Raw genomic sequence first — 25,344 nt, forward strand, 5'->3', positions numbered from 1 at the left:
TTAAATCTTCAGAATTCAGCAGTAATTCATCTCCGACTAAAGAATGAAAATCTTTCCTATTGTATACGAACGCTTACTAATTTCGTTTCATAAAAAAAGGAACTTCCATCGATTAGGAAGTTCCCTTTACTTAAAAGATTCCAAAAGAAATGAGCGACAGCGTCACCGTAATAACGAAAATCAACCAACCTATAATATTCACGAGAGTCGAATTTACATGACCTCGAAGTGTTTGTTTATTGTTCATGGCAAACATAAGGAATAGTACGATAATTGGTAAAATCAAACCGTTCGCATACTGCGAGAATACGATGAGTTGAATGGGATCATAACCGAGGCTTGCAAAAATAATGCCAATGAGTAGAACACCGATCCAAACGAAGCGAAATTTTGCGGAACGAAGGTTATTCCCCCATCCTAACGCCCCCGCCGTGGCATAAGCAGCCGCGAGAGGTGCTGTCATAGCGGACGAGATTCCGGCTGCAAATATTCCAAAGGCAAAAACGTATTTGGCCCAGGAACCTAGTAATGGTTTTAACTGATCAGCCATTGTACTCGGATCATTCAGCCCTGTGCCTAATGGAAAAGCTGCTGCAGCAGTAATGATGATAGAAACGGAGATGATTCCGCAAATTGTGATCGTTGTGACGACATCAAATCGGCTGTCTTTCAGTTCCGATTCTCCCTTGAACCGCTCCTGAACAGTCGAGGATTGTAAGAATAAGGTGTAAGGGACAATGGTTGTACCAATTAAAGAAATGACATATATCGTATTCCCCCCCGAAACTTTCGGTACAAATCCTTCAGTGATAATAGCAGATAAATCCGGTTGGATGACAATCGCAGTAATGACGAAACTAGCCGTCATCAAGGCAATGAGGGTAATAAATACGCGTTCAATGATCTTATATTTTCCAATCCATAACAAGAGTCCGGATAATACACCTATGATCATAGAAACGACTGGGGTAGAGAGTCCTGTAATGGCAACCAATCCAAGTGCTCCCCCCACGATATTCCCTGCTTCATAAGCAGCACTCCCAATCACAATCGCTGAGATGATTAGGAGAATAGTCAGCCATTTTATGACAGGATGAGAAAATTGCTCACGTAAAATTGTACTCAAGTCTTTCCTAGTAATAACTCCTAATCTCGTTACCATTTCCTGAAGAGCCATCGTTGCTAACACAGAGAAAACAAGAGCCCAGATTAGCGCATACCCAAATTCCGCTCCAACCTTACTCGCTGTAGTAACGGTTCCAGGGCCGATAATCGCTGCTGCAACAATCGCTCCAGGGCCTATATTCTTCAGTCTCCTTTTGAACTTGCTTCCTTCCGGCATACAATCCCTCTCTTCCGTAGATTATTTTTTCAAACGGATTTTCCTGTCTTGGCAAGACGTTTACTTACAAAAAAAGCGCCCATCTTCTAAAGATATGCGCTTAGGCGAATGAAACTATGAATAGAAACGCGCTTCTCCATGTTTGTCAGGATGTTTCCGATTGGTTGATGGCATGAATAATGGAAGGGAAAATACTCCGACACCAATTAACACAAATAAAATGATGGATGTGATGAACATCAATGCTTCACCCCTGGAATGTAAAGGTTTTCTGTTCATTTCCCTTTATTTGTCATTATTAACCTTTTTCTCTAATAATTAGTAATTGGTAGGATGAGAAGGTAATCATGATAAGACCAAAGGAGAACACGATACTTCCGATCACTAAAAAGTTCGTGATATAGCTATCTAGGACCACGTTGTATGTCTCTGGATCCACTCCACTCTCGCTAACCAACCAGCTAGCGGCCATAGTTGTACCTAAATCTACGTTAAAAAATATCAGCAACACTCCAATGACACTACTTAAAATTCCGATAGCCATTGCATTTTTCCAACTTGTCTCTGTCATGCCCTCTTTCCCCTTAGGTTTTCCCACTCAGGACGGAGGATGCTCATTTCCCAGAGACTCCAATACTCACCTTTATATTTCCGGGCATCCCTCAGTAACCCTTCCTTCTTAAAGCCAGCTCTCTCATAACAGGAGATGGCCGAATGATTGAAATCAAACACACCAAGACTCACCCGGTGCAAATGAAGCTCATTAAAGGCTATCTTTAAAATCTCTTCCATCATTCTCTGCCCCATGCCTTGTCCTCTTACCTCCTTGTCTCCCACAAGCACTTTTCCAACTCTTGCAGACTTATGAGCGTAATCCACTTTTCCCAAAGAGATATGTCCAATCACCTCGGAAGCCTCATCGTTAAGAACACTGTACACGTATGTAGCAGCTCCTTTGACATTTGCTCCTTCAAGATAACGGTGCAACTGAGATTCATCGAGAGGGAACTGAAAATTCGGCCCTCCCCATTGCAGCAGAAATTCTGGATTGTCTATCCATCCTATAAGCTTATTAAAATCTACTGGCTTAAAGTATCTTAGTTTCATTATGCCTTCCCTACCTTTATTGGAAATACTTCATCGTGTCTTTATTACTATTGAGAGCTATCACTTTTCTATCGTTCGCCTTAAGCTTCTCAGTCACTTCCCTCTTCCCAGCCTTTTCAAATCTCCTATTCCATTGGTACATTTTTTGCAGCATATCGAAACCAGGATTATAATTCGCCCGTTCTATATTTAATTTTTGCCTGATAAATCGGAGGTTGATTTGCCATAACCTTTTCTTATAGGAAGGGATTAGAAATAGAATAACGTCTGCCTTCTGAAGGCTGCATCTCCCCATGTGTAATGTACTCCTTCAATAATCCACTCGTCTAAGCTGGTGATTGTCTTTAGATATTCGTTCCGATCTGCCTCCGACCTTCTTACATCACCTTTTCCCCCTCTTATCCAGACCCACATTATCCAACTCATAATGAGGCAGATGTAGAGAAGTAGACAAAGACTTTGCTAAAGTTGTCTTACCACTCCCCACCGAACCAATGATATGTATTTTCCTTACCTTACTTACATTCATAAAAAGACATCATTCCTTTGTTTACTTTTTGTTTTTTTCTATATCATTTCCTCATTCTCCTTTATTAAGAAAAATAATTTCAGTTCCAATTTCGTTTACATGAAAATTATTTTATGTATAATGAAAAGTAAGTTGAAATAAATTTTGAACCCAAAAGGAGTTAATAATGATGACTCAATTACAAAACGTAGGCGTTGTTGGTTTAACCGTAATGGGTAAAAACCTTGCGCTAAACATCGAAAGCCGCGGGTATAACGTATCCGTATTCAACCGTACTTATGAACGAACAGAAAAATTTCTAGAAAATGAAGCAAAGGGTAAAAACTTTGTAGGTAATGAAAAAATCGAAGACTTTGTGGCTTCTCTTGAAAAACCTAGAGCGATTCTGCTTATGGTCAAAGCAGGTAAGCCGACAGATGCAACGATTGATACACTGCTTCCTCACCTTGATGAAGGCGACATTTTAATCGATGGAGGTAACACCTTCTATAAAGATACAATTGAGCGTAACGAAAAAATGAAAGAACGCGGCATCCACTTTATCGGAACCGGTGTATCGGGCGGTGAAGAAGGCGCTTTGAATGGTCCTTCTATCATGGCTGGAGGTTCAAAGGAAGCATACGAGCACGTAGAGCCATTATTGAAAGCTATCTCTGCAAAGGTCAATGAAGAGCCGTGTGCAGCCTATACTGGTCCAGACGGTTCTGGGCACTACGTGAAGATGGTTCACAACGGCATCGAATATAGTGACATGCAGTTAATTTCTGAAGTGTACTTTATCCTGAAGAACGTACTGAAGATGTCAGGAGAAGAACTTCATGAAGTGTTTGCTGAGTGGAACAAAGGTGAACTAGACAGTTACTTGATCGAAATTACAGCCGACATTTTCAAGAAAGAAGATGATGTTAACAAAGGTACACTTCTAGTCGACAACATCCTTGATACAGCCGGTCAAAAAGGAACTGGAAAATGGGCTAGTCAAAGCGCTCTAGATCTGGGCGTACCACAGTCCATCATTACAGAATCTGTTTACGCACGCTTCATTTCAGCATTGAAAGATGAGCGCGTAAAAGCAAGTAAAGAACTGAACGGACCTGAAGCTGAGGAATTCCAAGGCTCTAAAGAAGAACTGCTTGAACAGCTTCGTCAAGCTCTATACTTTAGTAAAATTTGCTCCTACGCCCAAGGATTTGCTCAAATGGGCAAAGCGTCTGAAGAATACAACTGGAACCTGGATTACGGAAACATTGCCATGATCTTCCGCGGTGGATGCATCATCCGTGCTCAGTTCCTTCAGAAAATTAAAGAAGCTTACGACCGTGAGCCTAAACTGGACAACCTTCTTCTTGACTCTTACTTCAAGAATATCGCAAATGATTACCACAAATCCTTGCGTAAGGTAATAGCTCTTGCAATCGAACAAGGTATTGCAGTTCCAGCGTTGTCTAGCGCTCTTGCGTATTATGACAGCTATCGCTCTGAGCGTCTTCCAGCCAATCTGCTGCAGGCTCAGCGTGACTACTTCGGCGCACACACCTATCAGCGTCTCGACAAAGAAGGTACCTTCCATACAGAATGGCAGGAAATCACTCAAAAAACCGATCAGTAATTTTATAAGAAAAAGAGCGAAGGCTTATCTAGCCTTCGCTCTTTTAATAGGGTCTTATTGGTTCGTCTTTCGTTTTCGGAATGCGAAGAAAGCTCCTCCACCCACAAACAATGCGCCAAATAACATACTGGATGGATAAATACCCCCTGCCTTCTTAACTGATTCTTCTTCAACCTTCGAGACATTCTCAGGTTTCTTATTTTCAAGAATCTTAGAGATGTTTTTCGCTTGATCTGTGTTATCAATTAATCCACTGAACTGTTCTGATTGAGGTCCATAAGCATACACATTTACATCAACCCCTGTATGACCGTCCGTTGTCCACCCTGTTCCAGAACGTTCGTTAAAGATTTTTTCAATTTGATTATCTACTTCTGTCAACTTGTCTTCTTCCTTATCATACTCTGCTTCCACTGCATCTTGAACAGCTTTAAGTTCCTCTTCTTTCAGCTTGAACTTTATGTTTTTATTTAGAACAGTCTTGACTTTCTTTCCTTCTTCTACAATTTGTTCAGCCATATAGTCCGGTGTCTTTTTCGCTGCTCGGATCGTTTGAGGATCCCATTTGTATGGGCCGCCTTCTCCAATTGTCATGCCGCCTGTGGAGTGGTCAGCCGTGGCTACTACAAGAGTTTCCTCATCTTCTTTCGCAAACTCAATGACTTTTTGAAAAGCTTTTTCAAAGTCTTCCATTTCGCTCATAGCTCCGACCACGTCATTATCATGTCCTGCCCAGTCAATCTGGCTTCCCTCTACCATAAGGAAAAAGCCATCTTCATTTTCACTCAGTTTATCCAGAGCTGTCGATGTCATCTCTTCCAAAGAAGGCTGTTCTTTTGGTCGATCAATGGCCTTGTCCAATCCTACAGGAGCAAACAAACCAAGAATTTGATCACTCGAAGATTTTTTCATTTCTTTTGTCGTTGTGGCATAATCATAGCCATCCTTCTGGAATTCTTCTGCTAGATTTCGATCATCACGTTCAAAGTAGTCCGTACCTCCACCTAGAAGGACGTCAACTTTATGTTCCCCATTAACCTGATCGTCATAATAATCGTCAGCAATAGCATCATAATTGTGACGGGACTTATCATGAGTACCAAATGCTGCTGGTGTAGCATGGTTAATTTGGGAAGTTGCAACAAGTCCTGTAGACATTCCTTGTTCTTTAGCTTGTTCAAGAACAGTTTTCGTATCTTGTTGCTCTAAATCTACAGCGATGGCACCGTTATAAGTTTTTACACCGGAAGACATGGATGTGGCCGTGGCAGCAGAGTCTGGAATGTTCTCTTTTTCATCATCTTCTCCGCCATCATGGAAAGGATCTGCAGAGTAAACCGTCTGGACACCTTTCAGATAAGGATCAAATGCGGTCTCCTCCATCTCCATTGTATCTAAATCATCTTTAAAGTAACGATAGGCTGTATTATAAGCAGGACCCATTCCATCTCCAACTAGGAATATGACATTTTTCACTTCAGATCCTTTTTCATTCTCCTCCGCACTTACGTTTTGGTTCTGAGTCACTCCCGTAGCTGTTCCAAAAAGCATAGTAGATAGCGCCGTTACAGAGAGCACCTTCTTCAAGTTGTTTTTCATAAGTATGATACCTCCTAAGTAGATTGCGAGTATTAGTGTAAGGAGGAAACTTTAATAGAATAATAATAATAGGTTACGGGAATGTAAAAGATTGTTGAACTTTTGCAAATACAGGAGATTTTTAAATAAAAATGGCTGTCGAGATTTTCTCGACAGCCATTTGTCTAGTTACTTCTTAAATCACCCGCAATACTAGGACGCCCGACAGAATGATATTCGATCAGATGCTGGCGTACATCGTCCAATTGGAAACAGTTTCTCCCATCATAAATGATCGGATCCGCCTTCATTAGATCTTTCACATCTTTTAGTGATAAGTTTTTGATTTGATCCCATTCCGTTAAGATAAAACCTACCTCAGCATCATGAAGGGCCTCCGCAGCCGTTTTGGCAAACCACACCTGCTGGGGCAAAATAGGTGCGGCATTTTCCATCGCAAACGGATCATAAGCCGTTACCTCCGCCCCCTCCTCTATCAGTCGATGAATCACGACGATGGAGGCTGCCTCTCGCATATCATCTGTACCCGGTTTGTAGGCGAGCCCCAGGACCGCCACCCTTTTCCCTTCGAGACTGCCTAAACGCTGCTTAGCTTTTTGAACAAGAGATATTTGCTGTTGATTATTAACACGAATCACTGATTTTAGCAATTCAAAATCATGGTCGACTCCACCGGCCATATGTACCAGGGCATTGGTATCTTTCGGGAAACAGGAACCGCCATAACCGATACCTGCCTTTAAAAATTGGTGTCCAATTCGTTTGTCCAACCCCATTCCATAGGCAACATCTTCTACATTCGCCCCTATTTTTTCACATATATTCGCAATCTCATTAATGAAGCTGATTTTTGTTGCTAAAAAAGCATTCGAAGCGTATTTAATCATTTCAGCATTTTTGATGTCTGTGACAACCAAAGGGAGATCTAACGGCTGATTTATTTGTTCAATCACAGCAGCTGCCTGCTTATTCTCTGCTCCAATCACAATACGATCTCCATGAAACGTATCGTGAATCGCTGAGCCCTCCCGTAAGAACTCAGGGTTATGTACCACTTCAATGGAAACATCGTTTTTCAAATGAGAATGAATGAACGATTTAAGATATTCATTCGATCCCACAGGAACCGTACTCTTGGTGACAATGATTGCGTCTTGAACAAGGTGATGGGCAATGCTTTTTGCTGCGCTCTCTACTGCTGTTAAATCTGTTGTCCCATCCGGGTACTGCGGGGTTCCTACAGCAAGGTATATAACATCAGCCTTTTCCAAGCCTTTTTCAAATTTGCTCGAAAAGAACAGTCTCCTTGCTTGAATGTTTTGCTTCATTAAGGATTCCAATCCCTCCTCATAAATAGGGGGTATCCCTTTCTTCATCTTTTCAACCTTTTCTTCATCTATATCAATACACGTAACCTGATGACCGATTTCCGCTAAGCAAACTCCTGTCACCAGACCGACATACCCTGTTCCTACTACGGCTAATTTCACTAACAAACACCTCTTCTACTTCCTTATCCATTCGTAAAGCTCTATCTTCCCGTACACGGGATCATACAGATCATTTGAATTGAATTCAGCGATTTTTCGTACTCTATTTTGCACATCATACCCCTGCTTTTCGAATCCCTTTATGACATGATCCGTCAATAAGACTCTCTTATCCTTATTGAAGGTCAATTCGGATTGAAAATAGTCATACGTAAAAATCTTCTTGTATGCGAAATCAACTGAAAGATAGTCCATCACGCGTGACTCTTCCCAAGTATATACCACCTTTTGTCCCTTTAGGCCACTTATATGTTGAGTAAGTTGATAAACGGCAGGTGGATGCTCTGCTTTTTTTTCAGCCAAACCTTGACCGACCCAGGTTTGGACAATCACAAGGGATATACCCACCCCGATGACAACCATTTTCGCTCGGTCAGCATAGAAATGAAGCAGAATATACACAGATAATCCGGACAAAGGCAAGATGTGTCTTGGCTTATCAATGTTCTGTGCAAAAAGCGCCCATAAGAAATAGGCGATCCATAAAAGTAAGAGACCATGTAAAAACGTATCCTTTTTAAATCTTGTCTTTGAGAACTGAAAGATGATCAACAGGAATAATGTAACGTATAACCCAAGGATAACCCAGGACCTAGCGCTAAGGGCTGTCCAGCCTAGATTATAGAAAAAGAGCATGATCATCCTTTCCCACAGCGGCATCGAATCCGCAGTCACCGCTCCTCCCCATTCCGTAAAATGACCGGCAACGAAACCAAAAGCAAGCTCGATAAACGTACTAAAACTGCCGGTAGAAAGCAACAATCCAACTACCCAAATGAGTTGAAAACCTACGGCAAGAAAAGATTGGATTAAAATAAACTGAGCGTAAGACTTTTTCGTTAGAAAAGCCCTCCGTTCTCTCCACCAAAACCAAAGAATACCTAAACCGAAGGGGAGGTAGGATAAACGCACTCCCAACAAAACACTGAAAAGAAAGAGAGGGAGAATTCGCCAGCCTAACGCAGAAGACCTGCTTGCTTGATATAGACTCCATACATACCACCAAAGCACAGAGACCGCTGCCGCTTCACTCATCGCTTCCGTACTCATGACCCACAAATACCCCATAGAGTGAATGACAGCCGTGAATAAAAGCGCTTGAAGAACAGGCGATCTTCTCTTGAATAACAAGTAGATCGGAACAAGGGAACTCAATGTTATCATCGTGTTAAAAACAGATAGGGCATGGATAGGATCTCCAACCCATCTATGTACCATCATGCCACCTAAGATAAAATAAGGATAGCCTGGGAAATGTGGCTGCATGGAAAAAAGATCGTAATCCGTGATTCCAAGGGCAAAATCTACCTGGTCCCAGGACCTCGCCCATTCACTTGCATCTACGAGTCTGAAATACAATGTATAGCTCACGAAAATCAAAAACATTGCCCAGGCAATTAAAGTGATTTTTTTATTGGAATCATCTAGACTCAGCTTCATGACTGACTGCTCCTTTTTGATCATACATAGAAAATGCAAGGCATAATCGAAATTACGCCTTGCATTTGAACTCATTTATTTAACGTTCTGTCCTGCCGCTTGATTGGAATACGTAGGCTTTACTTGTTTTTGAACTTTCTCTACCTTTTGTTTGGCTGGTTCTTGATTCTTTGCCGTAACTAAAAGGTAAATAACAACAAAGTACCCGATATAGGCAAGCATTTCTTCAAGAGAAGGCATGGAGGAATATCCAAACAAAGCTTTCAGGAAGATTCCTACATCGCCGGAAAGAAGGGGCGCTGTTCCTGTATCACGTAAGAAGTGTGCATAATCAATTGGGTGTTCTGGAAGTAACCAAGTGATGTTGTAAACATGAGGCATAACACTTCCGATCATTTGCAAGTCTTGCATCATAGAAATACCTTGTACGAGAAGACCTGCAGCAATCATGACAATAAAAGCTCCAGTCACTTTAAAGAAGGATTTCAAAGGAATACGCATAGTCCCTTTGAAGAACAGGTAGCTGATGACAGAAGCAATAATGACCCCTGTAATGGCTCCCCATCCTTGAAAACCTTTTTCGATGTCTCCGCCCGTAATCGCAGCGAAGAAGAAAACCGTTTCAACTCCTTCACGAAGAACGACTAAGAAAGAGTGGATGACCATACCGACGACGTTCCCTGTCGTCACTAATTTACCAATCTTGCCTTCCATTTGCCCTTTAAGGTTTTTACTGTGTTTAGCCATCCAAAAGACCATTTGAGTCAGTAACAAGGATGACACCAGCATGATGCTGACTTTTAAATACATCTCGCTGCCCATGGCTGCAAAGCTTGTGAATACAACTTGAAACAACATCGCTACTCCTACACTTGCAAGAATGGCGAGTCCTGCTCCCAGCCACACATATTTAGTAAATTTCTTGTTGTCTGTCCTCTTGAGGAAAGTGGTAATGATACCGACGATCAAAAGGGCTTCTAACACCTCACGAAAAGTGATTAACAACGCTTGGATTTCCATGAACCTACACCTCTTCTACGCTTGGGATCATTTTTTTCTTCGAATAAAATAAATGACAACACCGATGATGACTATACCAATGACCAAGAGAGGGAGCCAATTTTTCAATTCAGAAAAGTCTGTATACTTATCAACAGCAGATTGGCTTCCATTCTCTCCCTCTGTCGCACTTTCAGTAAAGTGCCCGGCACTGTATTCCTCAATATCAAAGGGTTGTTTCAATTCTTCTAAAATAAAATCCTTACTTGAAACAAATTGTTCCTTATCTGATTCTTTCTCCCCTACGCCGAATAAACCAGGGTTTCCTAGAGCTTCAAGTGCTTGATCAAATTCATCTTTGATTTTGCCATCCAATTCAGAATTTTCGTCTGCCACGGCAGGGGATAAAGCTTCATATGTAGCATTTCCCTTAGCCAACAACTTCTTACTTGTATCATAATCATCAAAATTCTTCTCAATGGCTTCAAGGCGTCTGGAAATGTTCAACGCCAAAAGCTTTTGCATATTTTCAATGGTTGCTTCTTTGTCTTTATTTTCAATGGAGTCGAGGATCACTTCGGATACATCTTCTCCCATATGCATATCGACTTCTTCTTTTACAGTATTGTAAAGAGCTTCCGCTTCCTCAAAGTTCGGAGGCGTTTGATTTAATTTTACGACCATGTCCTTATAAACTTCAGCAATCTTCTCTTCACTAGGATCGCCATAAGAGTATGCAGCCACATTGGTTTGTATAGAGAACGTGATGAACAGCATCATAGCTAGAAATAAACTGAATTTTTTCATGCATAGCAACTCCTGTCAATTAAATGATAAAGATTATCAATATCATTGTCAATAAGAAAAAGCGTATTCATTCCGCCTTTGATTGAGCCGAACCCTTTAGTTCTAAAGGACGGCGCTTAATCTCAACTTTTTTCAAAGGACGTGACATTTCTTTGACAATTGCCGGAAGCACCGAAGTCATATAGGCTCGGAACTTGATGAATGACTGTCCTTTTGATCGAACCTGGTACGTAATAGGCACTTCTTTAACCCGAAACCCTTTTCTCACAAGGTTCAGGGTAAGGACTTGTGCATAGTTGTAGTCATGGATAATTTCAGCATGCTCCATCGCCTGTCTTGAGAAGGCACGCATCCCCGATTGACCGTCGTAAATCCATTTTCCAAGCAGCACCGATTGTAAAAAGGTAAAGAAGTAGTTCCCTAATCGGCGATGCAATCTCATCCCTTGAATGGTCCCTAAAAATCTTGACCCCATCGTATAGTCGTAATCTCCCTCAAGGATTGGCTGAATCAATTCGGGTATTTCCCAGGCCGGATACTCATTATCCGCATCAATCATGACACCGATATCAGCTCCTAATTGATATGACTGCTTCAAAGCTTCTCGTACAGAAGCCCCTAACCCTTTATTTTCGGTATGTGAAAATATGTGATCGGCACCAGCCTCTCTGGCTATCTCTACCGTTTTATCTGTTGAGCCATCATTGATGACAAGCACCTCCACCTTGATCAATGGATGGAAGTTGCGAGGTATTTTTTGAATCACTTCTGCGATCGATTCTTCTTCATTGTGTGCTGGTAAAAATACGATGACTTTCTGCTTCATGCTGAGATTCCTTTCTTGTCGTTTTCATTGCATCTGTCAGTATAGTTCCGCGGCTGTGATTCGGTAAAGGAACACCGAGTAAGTGAGCCACTGTTGGTGCAACAGAGATTAAACTGTGCTTGTCATCTACCACTTTTCCTTCCTCAATGGTTGGTCCGCACATAAAGAATGGAACGTAACGTTCTCCTTCGTCCAAATGACCGTGCCCACCGATTCCATCCGCCTGTCCATGGTCAGCACAAATAAGCAAGGTGGTATTATCCATGTATCCCTTCGTTTCCATCCAGGATACAAACTCTTCAATTAAACGGTCCGCCTCTTCGATTTTTTGAATGTATTCATCATAGAGGACCCCACGGCTATGTCCGGTTTGATCGGTAGAGATCAACTGGATATTGAAAAAGTCCAGGTTCTCTTTTTCCATGATCTGCTTCGCATTTTCCAAAATCCCCTTATCCACGGAATCATTATCCATGACAGCGGTATAAGAATCGACATCATCTCCCATAGCATCAATCAGATGAGCAACTCCAAGCAGCCGCCCTTTCTTTCCAACTTTTCTTAAGGAGTCAAATATAGATTCCACCTTAATCCCAAGCTTCCACACCATGTTTGATTTGATGCCATGTTCTTTCGGGTACGTCCCCGTCATCATCGATGAAAAACAAACAACTGTCCGCGCAGGATAGACTGTTTCCATCTGGGCGTACTCTGTTCCGCTTTTGCGTAGTTTATCCAAAAATGGAGTGTTCGCTTCCTGGAAACGTTCTTTTCTCATTCCATCAATGACAATCATAATTACTTTATCATTGGGTTGCTCATGGTCTTTTACAGGCTCTGTGTAGGTTTGTTTCACCTCCGGTTTCCAATCGAATAAATAACGATGAAGCACCCAGGATAAAGCCCACACCCCAACAAGGAACAAGGCATACCCAACGATATCTACTGAACGGCCCTCAGTAGTCTGAACGAAGAACAACTCCCAAACGGATAGAATCAGCAAGAATTTCGGCATCTGCTCCTGAGCATTGCCGCTTGTCGAATCACTATTTTTTAAAACAAGTTTCCAGAACCGCGTAAAGTTCAGCCAAGACGTACCAATTCTTAAATGATAATAGAAGGTTCCCCAAAAAAAGACCGTGAAAAAGTAATAAAGTCCTAGCGCGAATCCTAAGAGTGCCAGGTTCACTTCTCCATACACGATCAAATAACCGACGAAAGGAATCCAAAGATAATTCCTCAGCAAGAGAGGAAAATCGTAGTGGTAATATAGAGCAAGTGAAGGCACAACAAACAAAAAGCTGAATCCAGCTGCCTGCCAGAAGGAAGGGTCTCCCCATTCTTTCATATAAAAAAGAAGCATCGTCCCGATGACAAAAATCGGTGTGAACGGCTTGCCTTCATTTAATAAATTCCAGCCTCGTGCGGCAATCACCTCGAATGTGGAGGCCTGTTTCATACTAATCTTCCTTTCTTTTCATCCAGAGCTTTATGGTATTCCATGAAATAGGAGCAGAGAGAATCAAATAAAAACCGATAACAAATGAAAAAATGAATTTATATCCGTGGGTCAGGATGGCAATGGTGTACGCTTCCTTGATCGGGACCTGAAAGGCCCTTAATCCAAAGCTCATGAAGCTTTCATAGGTGCCAATCCCACCTGGGGAAAAATGGAACACTTGACCAGCAATCGTAAAACTGTTCACCCAGATTGACTTCAGAAACGTAAGCGTTGTTTCAAACTGAGTGGAAACCGCAAATACGATGACAGCTTCCAGAATCCAGCTTACTACAATCAGCAGAACGAGCACTATCCCTTTTACCGAAAAAATAATCGATCCTGCTTGCTTTGCTTGTGAAAAAATCACCTTTCTCCACTTTTCTTTTAATAGGATAAGGCCCAGTAACGCAGCTCCACCTACGATCAACCCAACCATGAATAAATAAGAGATCGACATGCCTAAATAAAAGACACCTGCCAAAGCGATGAATCCAAGAATCAATAAATCGAGAATCCTCATGATAATTACGGACTCAAGAGCTGATTTCCAACTGACTTGATTTGAGCTTGCTAAGTACCCTGTCCGAATTAGATCTCCGGCTTTTATCGGAAGCAGATGATTAAGAAATAAGCTATAGAACAATCCATCGACAAAACGCTTGAAAGGCATTCGCTCATCTACATACATCTGCCAAGCTTTCGCTCTCAGAAGGAAGGCGGATAGATAAGCAATGGTCATCGCTAGAAGGATCCATCCGTTATGAAACAGAACTTTCATTTCACTAAGAATATACGAAAGGTCAAAAGCGATGGATGTTAACCATATGAAACAAACCCCGACAATTACTCTGCCTCCCCATTGTACATAACGCTTCATTTGGTGCATGAATTCATCCAACGCACTGTACGTTCAATTCCTTCTTCTATGGAAACAGTAGGTTTATAGCCAAGTAGCGTTTTCGCTTTTGAAATATCTGACCAGGTTTGAACGACATCCCCCGTCCGCCACGGCTTTTGTACCATTTCCATGTCCGGATAAAATTTTTCAAAATTCTTGAGCAGTCGTTCCATTGTGACAGGCTCTCCATATCCAATATTAAACGTCTCATTTAAGTGGTTTTGACCTAAGACGGCGTAGACACCATCGACGATATCATCAATATACGTATAATCACGCGCTGTTCCACTCCCAAATACTTCTATCGGCAAACGATTGGAAAGCAAGTCCGCAAATTTGGGAATTGCCATGTCCGGTCTTCCCCAGGGACCATAGACAGTAAAAAAGCGAAGAATGGACAATCGAAAACCATAGATGTGCTGAAAGGAATGGCAAAAGGATTCTGCCCCGAACTTAGAGGCAGCATAAGGGGAAACGACTTTCCCATCAGCCATATCTTCGGTCAACGGACGACCTTCTTGATTTCCATATACAGACGACGAAGATGAAAAAATAACATGAGGAACTCCGGCCTCCCCTGCACTTTTCAGTACGTTGATCGTCATTTCAATATCATAATGGACATAGGCTAAAGGTTCTTTTACTGAATAAGCCACTCCAGGCAGAGCAGCGAGATGAATAACGGCATCATAGGACTGATCTTTAAAAATCTTCTGACAGGCTTCTTTATCGGTTAAATCCACTTTATAAAAATGAAAGTCCCCTGCTCTTTTCACTTGATCCAATTGGCGCCTTTTTCGATCAGGATCGTAATAAGGGTCAAAATTATCCACAATGGTGACCTCATGATTTTCATTAATAAGTCTGGAGCAGACATGAGATCCTATAAACCCCGCTCCTCCTGTAACTAAAATACGCAATCTTGCCACCTCAATTGTCCAAAATCAAAGTAAAAAACCTTGTTTCGAAAAACAAGGTTTCTTACATCTATCATAACCTATTTCTTGCGTGCTTACTTAGCTTCTTCAATGACAGTGTTCAATGTTTCCTCGATTTTCTCAAGAACATCCATTGCTTGCTGCTTCTCATCTGCTTTAACAGCCTCTAAATAGCCTTGAGCTTGCTCATTCAAGGTATTATAAGCTTCTTCTCCTTGTACACGCTTAATATCGCTTGCAATCATATCAATGAACAAAGCACCTTCAAGACCCGTGATTACGGATTTGTCTTCTCCCCAGTCTTCTTCACTTTCTTCATATTCGTGAAGGGCTACTTTCGCAAGACCACGGACAAACGCATTGTTCACAGCCTCTGGGTCAAGTTCTTTGACGTCCGTTTCAAGATTGAAATTCTCTTCAATGACAGCTGCTTCATCAGGGGCATATTCAGAGATATAATCGGAAACGGATTGGTAGAATGCCCAGCCTTCTGCTTGCTCAACTTTTGCGTGTTCAGGATCTTCTTTAGCTTCCTTAGCTGCTTTGGATGCATACCCATGCGGCATGGCCCCGGCTGCAAGATAGAAGGTTTTCATCATCGTCTTGTCGACGACTTGCTTTCCTAATTCAAACCCAAGTTTATCATCATTTTCGACGGCTTTTTCGATTTCGTTGAAACCACCCTCGATCTGATCTACCATGTTTGTGTCATACGCAGCATCACGCTTTTCAACCGTTTCTTTCAATACGGTATAAAATTCTTTCGCTTCAGCGATTTCTTCCTTCGCCAGCTCTTTGTCTCCCCAGCTTTCACTGATTTCCTGGAATTCATGTTTAATTGTCAGATAGAATACTTTCTGTGTAAGCTTGTCAAAGATCTGTTTAACGATTTGACCATCCATTTCTCCACTTTTACCTGCTTCAAGAGCAGTAGATATTTGTTGATCAATGTTTCCGTCACGGTTGGCTACCAATGTTTTCAACGAATTGTTATAAAGATCAATCACTTTATCGTAGTCAACTTCTTCTCCCTCACCAGCTTTAGCTAGCTCGGCCTTTCCTTCGTTGTAAGCCTGTACAAATTCAGAGTCTGATTCTTGATCATTCGCTTCTTCACTCTCATCGTTTTCTTCTGCACCTTCATTGGAAGCCTGCTCTTTTTCTTCTTGAGAAGCTTTATCCTTCTCTGTATCCTCACTAGAAGTGTTTTCATCCTGTCCACATGCAGATAAAACTAGTCCGATAACAATCAATAATAATACCAGCTTATTTTTCAAGAACATCGTAATCCTCCTGTGTTTATGTAAGTAATAATTGAAAATGAATATCAATTGCAAAAATAATTATAAAGAGAATGATTCTCAATGTCAACCAGATATTTATACCAATGACAATGATTCCGTTTGTGTTTGGATATAGATCCAGTCATTTTTAAAAACCAAATTTGTGAATATTGTCGGACTCTGTAGGTATTTTTGTTACGAAAAGGCGTCATTCGTGGTATCTTTTCAAAAATTATCATGAGATAATTTTATTACAGATTCAATAGGTTAAAAAGTGAGGTGAGTTCTATTTACAAACTCATAAGAATCAGAGATGGACGGACGGAAACGCTTAAGAATACAAGCAGTCAGGAAGACAAAATATTTCAAGGAAGACTTGATGCGGAACGGATGGCTGATCAAATTAATTCCAATAGCTTTAAACACCGCTTTTGGAATATAAGAAGAATTGATGAAGGGTAGGAAACTGCCTGTTTTTTTTGCCCAAAAAGAGTAATTAAGTATTGATAATCCAGTCTGCTTCTTCTAAAGGTCTTACTTTTTGTAAGTAATAGTCCTCCGCTTTCCAATACCTGTTTTGAAATTTGTCGATCTTCCTTCTCGTTGCTTTACTTTCTCTCATCCACCTTTTCTTTCTCGGACAATGAAGATAGATTACCCAGTCAAATACAGGTTTCCACTCCTCTCTTTGAAGAAAAACTCCTTCAACAATTACTATGTCAAATTTGGTCATATCCACGAGTTCTTTTCTATGACGGTCAGTTTGCGAATCATAGCGAGCAAGGATTAATTCATCTTCCTCTTTTAATTGATGAAAAAGTGAATCTCTTAATTCAACTATATTCCACTGCAGAAAATAGTACTCCTCCCAATCCTTGTACTGCGTGTCATATCGCTTTTCTCGTTCTACAATATAGTCATCGATCGAGAGGAGCTGTACATTTTTGTCGCCTGCTTCAAATGTCTTCGCCAATCGTTGGCTAAATGTCGATTTCCCTGATCTGCTCAATCCGTCTATTCCCAGGATTAAACGATCTTGTTTCGATTCCTTGCTCATTATTTCTGCTAGATTCAATAAATTCATGAGATACTCCTTTAATAACGAAATAAGGCCGTCAACAGTTCTGGAATACCAAAGACAGGTTCTGAGGCTGCAGTTTCCTTCATTTTTCTAATCTGAATAGGTTGAAATTGGTGAAAGATCTTCTTGAGCGTTTCTTCCGTAAAGCCCAAACCACCTTTCAAGCTTTTTTCCCTGTACACTTCCCAATCTGTCATTTCTGCACCTCCGAATCTTCCTCCTTTAACAAAACACGTGATGGCAAACCACCGCTCGGGCTTCAAGGCTTTTCTTATTAAATTTATGTAGCACATTCTTCGATGTGGAGCGATATGGTGAAAACAGCCAGAATCATAAACTAAATCATAGGTTCCCTTTTCTACATCTAAGTCAAAAATATTTTCTTTTATGAATTTCACATTAAGCTTTTTTTCTTGTGCTCGCTCTTTAGCCCACTCCAATGACGTTTCCGACAAGTCTACGGCGTCTACTTCCCACCCTTTCTCAGCCAAATAGACAGCATTTCTACCAGGTCCACAGCCCAGCTCAAGCACTTTTCCTTTTGAGATCAGTCCTTCATCTAAGTACGCTACCAAATTCTCATCCGGAGCATTTTCAAAAAATGGACCAGGCTTGTCCCGGTCCGAATAAAATTCATCCCAAAAACGAGTCGGTTCTCGCAAAAATTCATCTAACATAATCATTAATTGGTTATAATTATGAATGGTTTCTCTCATTAAGAATTCCCCCTTCTGTGATTGTCTTTATTATACTTTAACTCTCTTTGCACGGGATTACAGGACCGTTAAATCCCTATGACTTTCACTGGTTTAAGGACCTTTTGTTGCTTCGTGGATTAGGGTTTTCATCTAGTTCATAGGCATTTTAAGAGTAGAGGACAGCTAATGAAGGCACCTGGGAACCATCTGGATAAAATATAGGAGAATTGAAGCTTTGTCGCTCTCAGAAGAAGCTCTCCACTAGATAGATTTTTAATTATTAAGAATGTTACAGAGACATTACAAAAAAACAAAAAAAGACGCTCTCTTATAGGAAAGCGTCTGTTAGTTATTATCTCCTTGTTCGATTCTTAAACTGAGGAGCATGGTCTTTTGCAAATTCAATAATGTATTTATAGGTCTCTGGGTCAATATCTTTGGGACTAGGAATATAAAGCTTCGCTGTGCCTTCATCAATGATTTTGATTCTTGCTCCTCCACGTACGTATAACGTGACATACAGAAAAGGATCTTTCATTTGATTCTCTATCAAAAATTCCTTTGGAAAATCAGCCGTAATCAAAAGCCGGTCTTCTACTTGCTTCAAAGATAGCTGGCTATAAAACTTAAGGTTCTTTACATCACTCAGATACAATGAATGAGCACTCCTTTAATATCTTTTTTCTATTTTATCATTTCATCAGACCTGTAACACGGGTCAGGTGGAAGGCCTTACCCATCTTACTCTTGATCATACCTGTATATTCCCTCACAAAGTGAAATTATCGTAAAAATTATAATAAATTCTTGTTAAACGATTTTCAATCAAGACAGCACATTCCTAATAAATGTCCTTTTGCTCTTCTTTTAGAGCGATCAATGTTGCAAATAGAAGACACAACATCTCCTACAAAAGTTATAAGAGCGTTCATTAAGAAACCTCCTTTTATAGAATCACTCTCTTTTTAGAATGCTGATTTCTTTCTAAATTCAATTTCTTTTTTCCCTATACCCCAAATTTTCTTCCAAGAAATCCTGATATTTAACAACCGGGAGAAAACCAAGGGCATCCCCAATCTATCATGAAAAATAGTAAGGGATCTTATGGGCGCAATCCAACGAGGAGATAACTTAAGTTACCTAAACCCATAGACAAGTAATGTGTTTTTTTCTGCTTTATTCTCTTCCTTCCACTCACATTCTTTACTCCATCCGTCTGTAGCTCACATTCCGTTTCATTTAAAAGAAAGAGGTTAAGAAAAACTCCTTTAAATAAGACGTCAATCCTTCATTGAAGGAGTCTTCTGAGAAGATCAAGGCATTTTTACCATAAGGCTGATTCTATGAGTATTTTAATATTAAAAAGAGCCGGGGCGGGTAATATAAAAAGGATGAGATTAAAGGGAGTGGTTATATGACGATTGGCTGTTTGTTCATACACGGATTTGGAGGAGCACCTTATGAGCTGGAACCCCTCTATCATAAATTAAAGGAAAGCACCGAATGGAAACTGAAGGTTCCTATTCTCCCTGGACATGACGAAGGTGAATCACTGGAAGAAAAAGAGTACAGGGAATGGGTGGACAAAGCAGAAGATGATTTAAAAGGATTGATTTCAGAATGCGACAAAGTCTACCTCATCGGATACTCTATGGGGGGAGTCATTGCAGCTTATCTTTCTACCAAATACACCGTAGACAAACTGATTTTATTAAGCACCTCCGCTCACTATTTAGACCCGGCACAATTGGCAAAAGATATCTTGAAAATGGCAAAAGAAGGATTACAAGGAGATTTAAAGGAAAATGATTTGTTCCAGCGATATATTAGACGCATGGGAGCCGCTCCTATGAGTGCTTCGCTTGAATTCCAGAAGCTTGTAAATGATTTACGTCCTTTCTTTCATCAAGTGAAAGTTCCTGCACTCATCATTCAAGGAGCAGAAGACGGGCTGCTTCCCCCAAAGAGTGCCCAGTTCATTTATGATTCAATCCAATCCACTGAAAAAACCCTCCACTTTCTGCCTCAATCCAAGCATATGGTCTGCCACGGTCCCGAGCAGTCAGACTTGCTGCATCTTGTTTGTGAGTTTTTAGAAGTGGATCAAACACTTAGCAGCTGAATTCTAAGAAACCGGCACTTATCCTTTAAGGGTAAGCGCCGGTTTCTTTTTTTAATAAGCCCCTTGGGAGTACGTAAACTCATAACTATGCGTGTAAATTTCAAAGATATTTCCGAAAGGATCTTCAACATACACCATCTTATATGGTTTCTCACCCGGATAGTATTCTCGAATCGGCATGCGCTGTTTTCCACCATGTTGTTTAACCTTCTCAACCATCCCCTCGATATCGGGGTCTTGAATACAGAAGTGGAAGATTCCTGTTTTCCAGTATTCAAAGTTATTTTCAGGTTGTTCATTATGTGGAAATTCAAACAGTTCAATTCCGATTTTATCTCCTGTCGCTAAGTGAGCAATGCGGAAAGTTTCCCAGTCATCCCCAAATACGTCCCGGCACATTTGTCCGACTGGCGTATCATCGTTCTCCACTTCGGATGGCTCCATTATTGTATACCAACCGAATACCTCCGTGTAAAATTTCACTGCTGCGTCTAAATCAGGGACAGATAGTCCAATATGAGAAAAAGCTCTTGGATATGGTATCATCGTTTTATTCCTCCTAGATAGGATTTGACTTCATTATAAAGATGAAGTGCTCTCCATGTAAGAATGCACTTTTTTGTGAGAAACTATCTTAGAGGTAAGAAAGGACGGATTAATCATGAGTACACCTACAGATGAACATGGTAAACTGAAGTGCTCAATTGAATATACATTGAAAAAAATCGGAGGAAAATGGAAGACGGTAATTTTGTGGCACTTAGGTATAGATGGGACACTAAGATATAACGAAATCAGAAGACTGCTTCCCGGTGTTACCCATAAAGTGCTGACCCAGCAGCTAAAAGAACTAGAAGAAGATGGACTTGTAAGCCGAAAACAGTATGAGACGATCCCGCCAAAAGTTGAATATTCGATGACGGCTAAAGGAGAGACGTTAATGCCAATACTTGAATTGATGCATGAGTGGGGATCCGACCATCAGGAAAATGTATAAATCATAGAAAAAAGCCGTGATGGATTACAAAACCAAACACGGCTTTTCTATGTACACTCTCAAAAGGCGATTTGACCAAGCTAAAAATTAAAACTGGTTACCTATCAATTGGGCAAAATAATTAGTGGTGAATCTCTAAGAAATGCTCCAATGGGTGCCATTTCCCTTCCACTCACTATCATTACTAGTTCCATTTCATATCTGTTTCTGTCATCCACAAATCTACTTCTTCCAACCGAGTCAGACGCCTCGTATATTTCTTTCTCTTGAAAATAAAGAGATCATTTCTAAAAAAATAGTAGAATTAAAAACAGGATTCGTTAGAAAATGATGTCATCTATGTTGTCTCCGTGTTTGAGCAACAGTCGGGGGAAACTAGCAGCTCCTCTGTTGGTGGTTACGGATCAAACGAATTTGTCCGCGGTGATTCAGCTCATCCTCAAACACATGGAACCAGCGGAAGTAATTATTGGCTTTATGATTGGGGCCAAATGGAGAAATCTCATCCAACCACGCATCATCTTTTTCTTTAAAACGTCTTTGCATTTCTTCACGTACCTGCTGAAGCTGATTTAGATAAAAATCAAGCTCTCTGCCATGCATGACCTCATGGGCTTTTTCACCGAGCGTTAGACCAAGTTCAATTTTATGTAACTCTTCTTCATTTGGGTCTCGACCTTCAAACGTGATGATTTGATAGACTTCCTCGACACAGGCCATATGGTGCAAAAGGCACCCGATAGAATTCCCTTGCCCATTCACACGATAATCCAGCTGAGAAATCGTTAGCGCCTGGACCGCTTCGATCGTTGTCATTCTTGTATATTCCATCATCGAAAGTACACGGCCTATATTCGGTGTGTACCCCTCTTTTGACTGGATGATAAACTTTTCATGATCAGTAAATGGCATAGACATCCTCCCCCTTATTTTAAAATTTTCCATAACCTAGCATTTCACAATTTCCATTATTTCACAACTACATTTTCTAAAACACTCAATAACTTTTGTTTTCAGGAATAAGGATGACATTTCCTGTAATTTCAACGAGCATTCTATTGAAAAAGAATAGAGACTATGGTTTTATAGTATAGGAAATCAACCTTGTCAGAAGGTTATTAATACGCATATAAAACCATCTACTAATGAATACGTTTTATCAATATAATAGATTCATTAAATGCTCGTTGTAATTAGAGAATCACCATCTTGATAAGGGAATATGGGTACATTACACAGGAGGAAGCCACATGGGGAAACAGGCAGAGTTGATAGGTGAAAAAATTGTTAACAATCGATTCGAGATTACTACACTCGCTTTGGATTTGAGAATGGAAGAAGATCCGGACCTTGTTAAAAAGATAAAATCCAGAAAGTATCTCTCTCTCACTGAGCAAGAAGCACAAGAGTTTGGCAGTACCATCGTTAAATATTTGGGAGAAGCTGTATATGGTGATGAAAAGCTCTATTTTGACCTTATTACAGAATGGAGTAAAAAAGCGGGAGAAATCGCTGTATTGGAAAATATCCCTCTTGAAGAATCCCTGGATGGACTGCGTTTTTTCAGGAAAGCCATTCTAAAAACAATTAAGCAGGAAGCTGATCAGTCTTCGATTACCATTGATGAAGTTATTGACGCAATCTCCATCATTGATCCTCTCATAGACCGGTGCATTTATAGTTACAGCCGCGTCTATTTGGATGAGCATAAGAATGAAATGACTAAAGCCTATGCCAATATCCAAGAACTGCTTATGCCTATTGTTCCAATTACAAACGGCATCGCTGTTCTTCCTATCATCGGCGAAATGAATGAAGAGCGATCTCAATACATCCTTGAGAAAACATTAGAGGAAAGTAAACGGCTGCAGTTAAGCCATTTAATTATTGACCTTTCTGGTATAGCCATCATTGATACGATGGTAGCACATAATTTAAATTCCATATTTAACGCGTTGAAATTGCTTGGTGTACAGCCTATCTTGACAGGAATGCGTGCCGAACTCACTCAAACTGTGATATCTCTAGGTATTAACTTCAAAGCCATCGCTACGTTCAGAAGCTTGCAAATGGCCTTGGAATCAATTGGTTTTGTACAGGATCCAGCTTTTATCAGATTTTAATTCTTTCTAATAGAACCACTCCAAATAATAGAAGAAGCTGAAAGATAAGACTTTCAGCTTCTTTACTAACTAAAACAAGTTTGGATTTATCATCTCCGGAATATAGAACGCGACTCCTGGAATAAAGGCCACGACCAGTAATACAACAACGACTACTGTAATATAAGGAACAACCGATTTAAATGATCGCTCAATAGGAAGCTTTCCTATTTTAGCGGCAAGTAATAAACACAGACCATATGGTGGTGTAACCAGACCGACAGCAAGTGTCATGATTGTAACGATTCCCAATAGTATTGGACTGATATCAAAGCTTAGTGCCACCGGTAAAATCACTGGAATGAATAGAATCATAGCCGGAATCGCATCCATGAATGTCCCTACAAACAGGAAGAATGCAATGATAATCAGTAAGAAGATCCATTTGCTGTCGATATTGTTTGCGAAAAATTGCTCAGCCCATGCTGAAAGCTGGTAATAACTCATCAATTCACCAAGAGCGTTAGCCGCAGCTAGTGCAAAGAGAGATAAAGAGCTAAGCGTCAATGTATCTACGAAAATCTTAGGAAAGTCTTTCACTTTCAATGTTTTATAGTAGAACATTCCGACAATGACCGTATAAAGCGATGCAAAGGCTGCTGCTTCTGTGGCTGTAAAAATCCCTGTAATGATACCACCGATTAAGATGACAGGTGTCATTAAAGCTGGAATGGCATCTAAGAATTGCTTAAAGAAGTTTTTCAAAGACGCTTTCTGATAGGTTGGGTAGCCTTTTTTTAAAGCAAGATAATAAACGATGGCCATCATACTTAATCCAACGAGAACTCCAGGGATAATTCCAACTAAGAATAACGCTCCAACCGATACGTTCGTCAGCCCTGCATAGATGATCATAGGTATACTTGGCGGGATAATAACGCCAATGGTAGATGAAGCTGCTGTGATGCCAACCGCTGTTCCCGTATCATATCCCTGTTTTTTCATATTCGGTATTAAAATTTTCCCTACCCCTGCTGTATCCGCTTGAGATGCGCCTGATACACCGGCAAACAACATCGAAACAAGGATGTTTGCGTGCGCCAGTCCACCTCGAATATGTCCAACAATAGACAACGAAAAGTCGATCAGCTTTTGTGAAATCTGTCCACTGTTCATTAAGTTTGCAGCAAGGATGAAAAGCGGGACGGCTAATAGAACGAAGGAGTCCAATCCATTTAGCATTTTAACCGGGACCGTGACTTCCGGAATGTATGGCACATTAATAATTCCAATCATAGCTACTATACCGATGACAAAAGCAATCGGAATGCCAATGAGCATTAGTAGTATAAATAAACCGACTAGAATAGGACCAATCATTCTGCAACCTCCTTCGTATTGAAATTTCGGACGTTTCTATAAATGTGAGCCAACGTATAAATTACCATTGTGCCCCCCATGATAGGAACAGATATCCAAACATATCCCATTTTCAATTGCGGCAGGGAAACCCAATTGTAGTTCCAGAAACTCTGAACGGCTTCTATGCCAAAGTAAAAGATTGCAAAACTAAATACGAGTAGAATAATATCATTAATCAAATAGAGACTGTCTTTACCCTTTCCTTTCAGCTTCTTCAAAAGGAAGTCGAATTGAAAGTGTTCTCTTCTATTCAGCATGACAGATGCTCCCATAAACACAGACCAAATAAACGAATAGGTAGCCACTTCCTCTGTCCAAACAGCAGATACCCCCATGAATCTAGTAACAACTTGTATGACAATCGTTATAAAGAAAGTCAAAAGAAATAGAACACCGATCGTCAATTGTATTTTTTCGAGTAGTTTAATCAACATGCTCGTACAACCTCCTCTTCAAGAAGATGAAAGGGAAGGACACACGGTTTAGGGCGTGTC

The 25,344-nt window shown here is 40.6% G+C and carries 26 protein-coding genes; 4 read left to right on the plus strand and 22 right to left on the minus strand.

Annotated features, from left to right (window positions below; genetic code table 11):
• Nucleotides 1–130 precede the first annotated feature (130 nt).
• The 5 genes from HM131_RS14285 to HM131_RS21120 form a co-directional block, all read right to left on the minus strand.
• Nucleotides 131–1,342, minus strand: coding sequence for an Nramp family divalent metal transporter (locus tag HM131_RS14285; RefSeq protein ID WP_085030406.1), 1,212 nt, complete (start codon nucleotides 1,340–1,342; stop codon nucleotides 131–133).
• Nucleotides 1,343–1,456: 114 nt separating this feature from the next.
• On the minus strand, nucleotides 1,457–1,582 hold the full coding sequence (locus HM131_RS21190) for a hypothetical protein (protein ID WP_269749097.1): 126 nt from the start codon (nucleotides 1,580–1,582) through the stop codon (nucleotides 1,457–1,459).
• Nucleotides 1,583–1,640: 58 nt separating this feature from the next.
• On the minus strand, nucleotides 1,641–1,913 hold the full coding sequence (locus HM131_RS14290) for a hypothetical protein (RefSeq protein ID WP_085030407.1): 273 nt from the start codon (nucleotides 1,911–1,913) through the stop codon (nucleotides 1,641–1,643).
• Nucleotides 1,910–2,452 carry a GNAT family N-acetyltransferase gene (locus HM131_RS14295; protein ID WP_085030408.1) on the minus strand — a complete coding sequence of 181 codons (543 nt, stop codon included), beginning with the start codon at nucleotides 2,450–2,452 and terminating at the stop codon, nucleotides 1,910–1,912. Before HM131_RS14295 ends, HM131_RS14290 begins: the two co-directional genes overlap by 4 nt.
• A gap of 13 nt (nucleotides 2,453–2,465) precedes the next feature.
• Nucleotides 2,466–2,744 (minus strand): hypothetical protein, encoded by a 279-nt coding sequence (locus HM131_RS21120; protein WP_232324795.1) that lies wholly within the window; start codon nucleotides 2,742–2,744, stop codon nucleotides 2,466–2,468.
• A gap of 403 nt (nucleotides 2,745–3,147) precedes the next feature.
• Between HM131_RS21120 and gndA the strand changes: the two genes are divergently transcribed.
• Entirely contained in the window at nucleotides 3,148–4,587 is a 1,440-nt protein-coding gene (gndA, locus tag HM131_RS14305) for an NADP-dependent phosphogluconate dehydrogenase (protein ID WP_085030409.1), read from the plus strand.
• Nucleotides 4,588–4,641: 54 nt separating this feature from the next.
• Here the strand turns inward: gndA and HM131_RS14310 are convergent, their stop codons facing one another.
• The 13 genes from HM131_RS14310 to HM131_RS14370 all read right to left on the minus strand — a co-directional run bounded on the left by HM131_RS14310 (nucleotide 4,642) and on the right by HM131_RS14370 (nucleotide 18,862).
• A complete protein-coding gene (locus HM131_RS14310) occupies nucleotides 4,642–6,186 on the minus strand; it encodes an alkaline phosphatase (protein ID WP_157130837.1) in 1,545 nt (514 codons plus the stop codon).
• 164 nt (nucleotides 6,187–6,350) lie between these two features.
• Nucleotides 6,351–7,676, minus strand: coding sequence for a UDP-glucose dehydrogenase family protein (locus HM131_RS14315; RefSeq protein WP_085030411.1), 1,326 nt, complete (start codon nucleotides 7,674–7,676; stop codon nucleotides 6,351–6,353).
• 15 nt (nucleotides 7,677–7,691) lie between these two features.
• Nucleotides 7,692–9,176 (minus strand): hypothetical protein, encoded by a 1,485-nt coding sequence (locus HM131_RS14320; RefSeq protein WP_085030412.1) that lies wholly within the window; start codon nucleotides 9,174–9,176, stop codon nucleotides 7,692–7,694.
• Between the two features lie 75 nt (nucleotides 9,177–9,251).
• Nucleotides 9,252–10,196: an FTR1 family iron permease gene (locus tag HM131_RS14325; protein WP_085030413.1), complete on the minus strand. Its 945-nt coding sequence runs from the start codon at nucleotides 10,194–10,196 to the stop codon at nucleotides 9,252–9,254.
• A gap of 27 nt (nucleotides 10,197–10,223) precedes the next feature.
• Nucleotides 10,224–10,982 (minus strand): hypothetical protein, encoded by a 759-nt coding sequence (locus HM131_RS14330; protein ID WP_085030414.1) that lies wholly within the window; start codon nucleotides 10,980–10,982, stop codon nucleotides 10,224–10,226.
• 67 nt (nucleotides 10,983–11,049) lie between these two features.
• A complete protein-coding gene (locus tag HM131_RS14335) occupies nucleotides 11,050–11,808 on the minus strand; it encodes a glycosyltransferase family 2 protein (RefSeq protein ID WP_085030415.1) in 759 nt (252 codons plus the stop codon).
• Nucleotides 11,768–13,267, minus strand: a complete 1,500-nt coding sequence (locus tag HM131_RS14340; RefSeq protein ID WP_085030416.1) for an alkaline phosphatase family protein — start codon at nucleotides 13,265–13,267, stop codon at nucleotides 11,768–11,770. The genes HM131_RS14335 and HM131_RS14340 overlap by 41 nt, the downstream gene beginning before the upstream one ends.
• Before the next feature lies 1 nt (nucleotide 13,268).
• Nucleotides 13,269–14,195 (minus strand): lysylphosphatidylglycerol synthase transmembrane domain-containing protein, encoded by a 927-nt coding sequence (locus HM131_RS14345; RefSeq protein WP_085030417.1) that lies wholly within the window; start codon nucleotides 14,193–14,195, stop codon nucleotides 13,269–13,271.
• Entirely contained in the window at nucleotides 14,183–15,127 is a 945-nt protein-coding gene (locus tag HM131_RS14350) for an NAD-dependent epimerase/dehydratase family protein (RefSeq protein ID WP_085030418.1), read from the minus strand. The genes HM131_RS14345 and HM131_RS14350 overlap by 13 nt, the downstream gene beginning before the upstream one ends.
• 92 nt (nucleotides 15,128–15,219) lie before the next feature.
• The gene (locus HM131_RS14355; RefSeq protein WP_085030419.1) at nucleotides 15,220–16,428 is read right to left on the minus strand and encodes a hypothetical protein; all 1,209 of its coding nucleotides are present in this window, start codon (nucleotides 16,426–16,428) and stop codon (nucleotides 15,220–15,222) included.
• A gap of 496 nt (nucleotides 16,429–16,924) precedes the next feature.
• Nucleotides 16,925–17,512 (minus strand): kinase, encoded by a 588-nt coding sequence (locus HM131_RS14360; RefSeq protein WP_085030420.1) that lies wholly within the window; start codon nucleotides 17,510–17,512, stop codon nucleotides 16,925–16,927.
• A gap of 11 nt (nucleotides 17,513–17,523) precedes the next feature.
• Nucleotides 17,524–18,225 carry a class I SAM-dependent methyltransferase gene (locus HM131_RS14365; RefSeq protein ID WP_085030421.1) on the minus strand — a complete coding sequence of 234 codons (702 nt, stop codon included), beginning with the start codon at nucleotides 18,223–18,225 and terminating at the stop codon, nucleotides 17,524–17,526.
• 334 nt (nucleotides 18,226–18,559) lie between these two features.
• On the minus strand, nucleotides 18,560–18,862 hold the full coding sequence (locus tag HM131_RS14370) for a hypothetical protein (RefSeq protein ID WP_085030422.1): 303 nt from the start codon (nucleotides 18,860–18,862) through the stop codon (nucleotides 18,560–18,562).
• A 759-nt stretch (nucleotides 18,863–19,621) separates the two neighbouring features.
• On the opposite strand from HM131_RS14370, the gene HM131_RS14375 reads away from it, so the two are divergent.
• Complete coding sequence (locus HM131_RS14375; protein WP_085030423.1) at nucleotides 19,622–20,329, plus strand: alpha/beta hydrolase; 708 nt, start codon at nucleotides 19,622–19,624, stop codon at nucleotides 20,327–20,329.
• A 51-nt stretch (nucleotides 20,330–20,380) separates the two neighbouring features.
• Here HM131_RS14375 and HM131_RS14380 read toward each other — a convergent pair whose 3' ends face one another.
• Entirely contained in the window at nucleotides 20,381–20,872 is a 492-nt protein-coding gene (locus HM131_RS14380) for a lactoylglutathione lyase family protein (RefSeq protein ID WP_085032018.1), read from the minus strand.
• Between the two features lie 118 nt (nucleotides 20,873–20,990).
• Here HM131_RS14380 and HM131_RS14385 point away from each other — a divergent pair, with 118 nt between their 5' ends.
• Complete coding sequence (locus HM131_RS14385; protein WP_085030424.1) at nucleotides 20,991–21,326, plus strand: winged helix-turn-helix transcriptional regulator; 336 nt, start codon at nucleotides 20,991–20,993, stop codon at nucleotides 21,324–21,326.
• A 375-nt stretch (nucleotides 21,327–21,701) separates the two neighbouring features.
• Here the strand turns inward: HM131_RS14385 and HM131_RS14390 are convergent, their stop codons facing one another.
• Nucleotides 21,702–22,238: a DinB family protein gene (locus HM131_RS14390; protein ID WP_085030425.1), complete on the minus strand. Its 537-nt coding sequence runs from the start codon at nucleotides 22,236–22,238 to the stop codon at nucleotides 21,702–21,704.
• Nucleotides 22,239–22,576: 338 nt separating this feature from the next.
• Between HM131_RS14390 and HM131_RS14395 the strand changes: the two genes are divergently transcribed.
• Nucleotides 22,577–23,449, plus strand: a complete 873-nt coding sequence (locus HM131_RS14395) for an STAS domain-containing protein (protein ID WP_085030426.1) — start codon at nucleotides 22,577–22,579, stop codon at nucleotides 23,447–23,449.
• A 69-nt stretch (nucleotides 23,450–23,518) separates the two neighbouring features.
• On the opposite strand, the gene HM131_RS14400 is transcribed toward HM131_RS14395, so the two are convergent.
• Nucleotides 23,519–24,808 carry a TRAP transporter large permease gene (locus HM131_RS14400; protein WP_085030427.1) on the minus strand — a complete coding sequence of 430 codons (1,290 nt, stop codon included), beginning with the start codon at nucleotides 24,806–24,808 and terminating at the stop codon, nucleotides 23,519–23,521.
• Nucleotides 24,805–25,284: a TRAP transporter small permease gene (locus HM131_RS14405; RefSeq protein ID WP_232324796.1), complete on the minus strand. Its 480-nt coding sequence runs from the start codon at nucleotides 25,282–25,284 to the stop codon at nucleotides 24,805–24,807. The genes HM131_RS14400 and HM131_RS14405 overlap by 4 nt, the downstream gene beginning before the upstream one ends.
• Nucleotides 25,285–25,344: the final 60 nt, after the last annotated feature.

The sequence above is a fragment of the Halobacillus mangrovi genome (assembly GCF_002097535.1).
Classification (GTDB): Bacteria; Bacillota; Bacilli; order Bacillales; family Halobacillaceae; genus Halobacillus; species Halobacillus mangrovi_A.

Bases quoted from the DNA above. Each gene is read 5' to 3' on its own strand.
- HM131_RS14285 (WP_085030406.1), bottom strand. From the start codon at position 1,342: ATGCCGGAAGGAAGCAAGTTCAAAAGGAGACTGAAGAATATAGGCCCT.
- HM131_RS21190 (WP_269749097.1), bottom strand. From the start codon at position 1,582: ATGTTCATCACATCCATCATTTTATTTGTGTTAATTGGTGTCGGAGTA.
- HM131_RS14290 (WP_085030407.1), bottom strand. From the start codon at position 1,913: ATGACAGAGACAAGTTGGAAAAATGCAATGGCTATCGGAATTTTAAGT.
- HM131_RS21120 (WP_232324795.1), bottom strand. From the start codon at position 2,744: ATGGGGAGATGCAGCCTTCAGAAGGCAGACGTTATTCTATTTCTAATC.
- gndA (WP_085030409.1), top strand. From the start codon at position 3,148: ATGACTCAATTACAAAACGTAGGCGTTGTTGGTTTAACCGTAATGGGT.
- HM131_RS14310 (WP_157130837.1), bottom strand. From the start codon at position 6,186: ATGAAAAACAACTTGAAGAAGGTGCTCTCTGTAACGGCGCTATCTACT.
- HM131_RS14320 (WP_085030412.1), bottom strand. From the start codon at position 9,176: ATGAAGCTGAGTCTAGATGATTCCAATAAAAAAATCACTTTAATTGCC.
- HM131_RS14325 (WP_085030413.1), bottom strand. From the start codon at position 10,196: ATGGAAATCCAAGCGTTGTTAATCACTTTTCGTGAGGTGTTAGAAGCC.
- HM131_RS14330 (WP_085030414.1), bottom strand. From the start codon at position 10,982: ATGAAAAAATTCAGTTTATTTCTAGCTATGATGCTGTTCATCACGTTC.
- HM131_RS14335 (WP_085030415.1), bottom strand. From the start codon at position 11,808: ATGAAGCAGAAAGTCATCGTATTTTTACCAGCACACAATGAAGAAGAA.
- HM131_RS14340 (WP_085030416.1), bottom strand. From the start codon at position 13,267: ATGAAACAGGCCTCCACATTCGAGGTGATTGCCGCACGAGGCTGGAAT.
- HM131_RS14345 (WP_085030417.1), bottom strand. From the start codon at position 14,195: ATGCACCAAATGAAGCGTTATGTACAATGGGGAGGCAGAGTAATTGTC.
- HM131_RS14355 (WP_085030419.1), bottom strand. From the start codon at position 16,428: ATGTTCTTGAAAAATAAGCTGGTATTATTATTGATTGTTATCGGACTA.
- HM131_RS14360 (WP_085030420.1), bottom strand. From the start codon at position 17,512: ATGAATTTATTGAATCTAGCAGAAATAATGAGCAAGGAATCGAAACAA.
- HM131_RS14365 (WP_085030421.1), bottom strand. From the start codon at position 18,225: ATGAGAGAAACCATTCATAATTATAACCAATTAATGATTATGTTAGAT.
- HM131_RS14375 (WP_085030423.1), top strand. From the start codon at position 19,622: ATGACGATTGGCTGTTTGTTCATACACGGATTTGGAGGAGCACCTTAT.
- HM131_RS14385 (WP_085030424.1), top strand. From the start codon at position 20,991: ATGAGTACACCTACAGATGAACATGGTAAACTGAAGTGCTCAATTGAA.
- HM131_RS14390 (WP_085030425.1), bottom strand. From the start codon at position 22,238: ATGCCATTTACTGATCATGAAAAGTTTATCATCCAGTCAAAAGAGGGG.
- HM131_RS14395 (WP_085030426.1), top strand. From the start codon at position 22,577: ATGGGGAAACAGGCAGAGTTGATAGGTGAAAAAATTGTTAACAATCGA.
- HM131_RS14400 (WP_085030427.1), bottom strand. From the start codon at position 24,808: ATGATTGGTCCTATTCTAGTCGGTTTATTTATACTACTAATGCTCATT.
- HM131_RS14405 (WP_232324796.1), bottom strand. From the start codon at position 25,284: ATGTTGATTAAACTACTCGAAAAAATACAATTGACGATCGGTGTTCTA.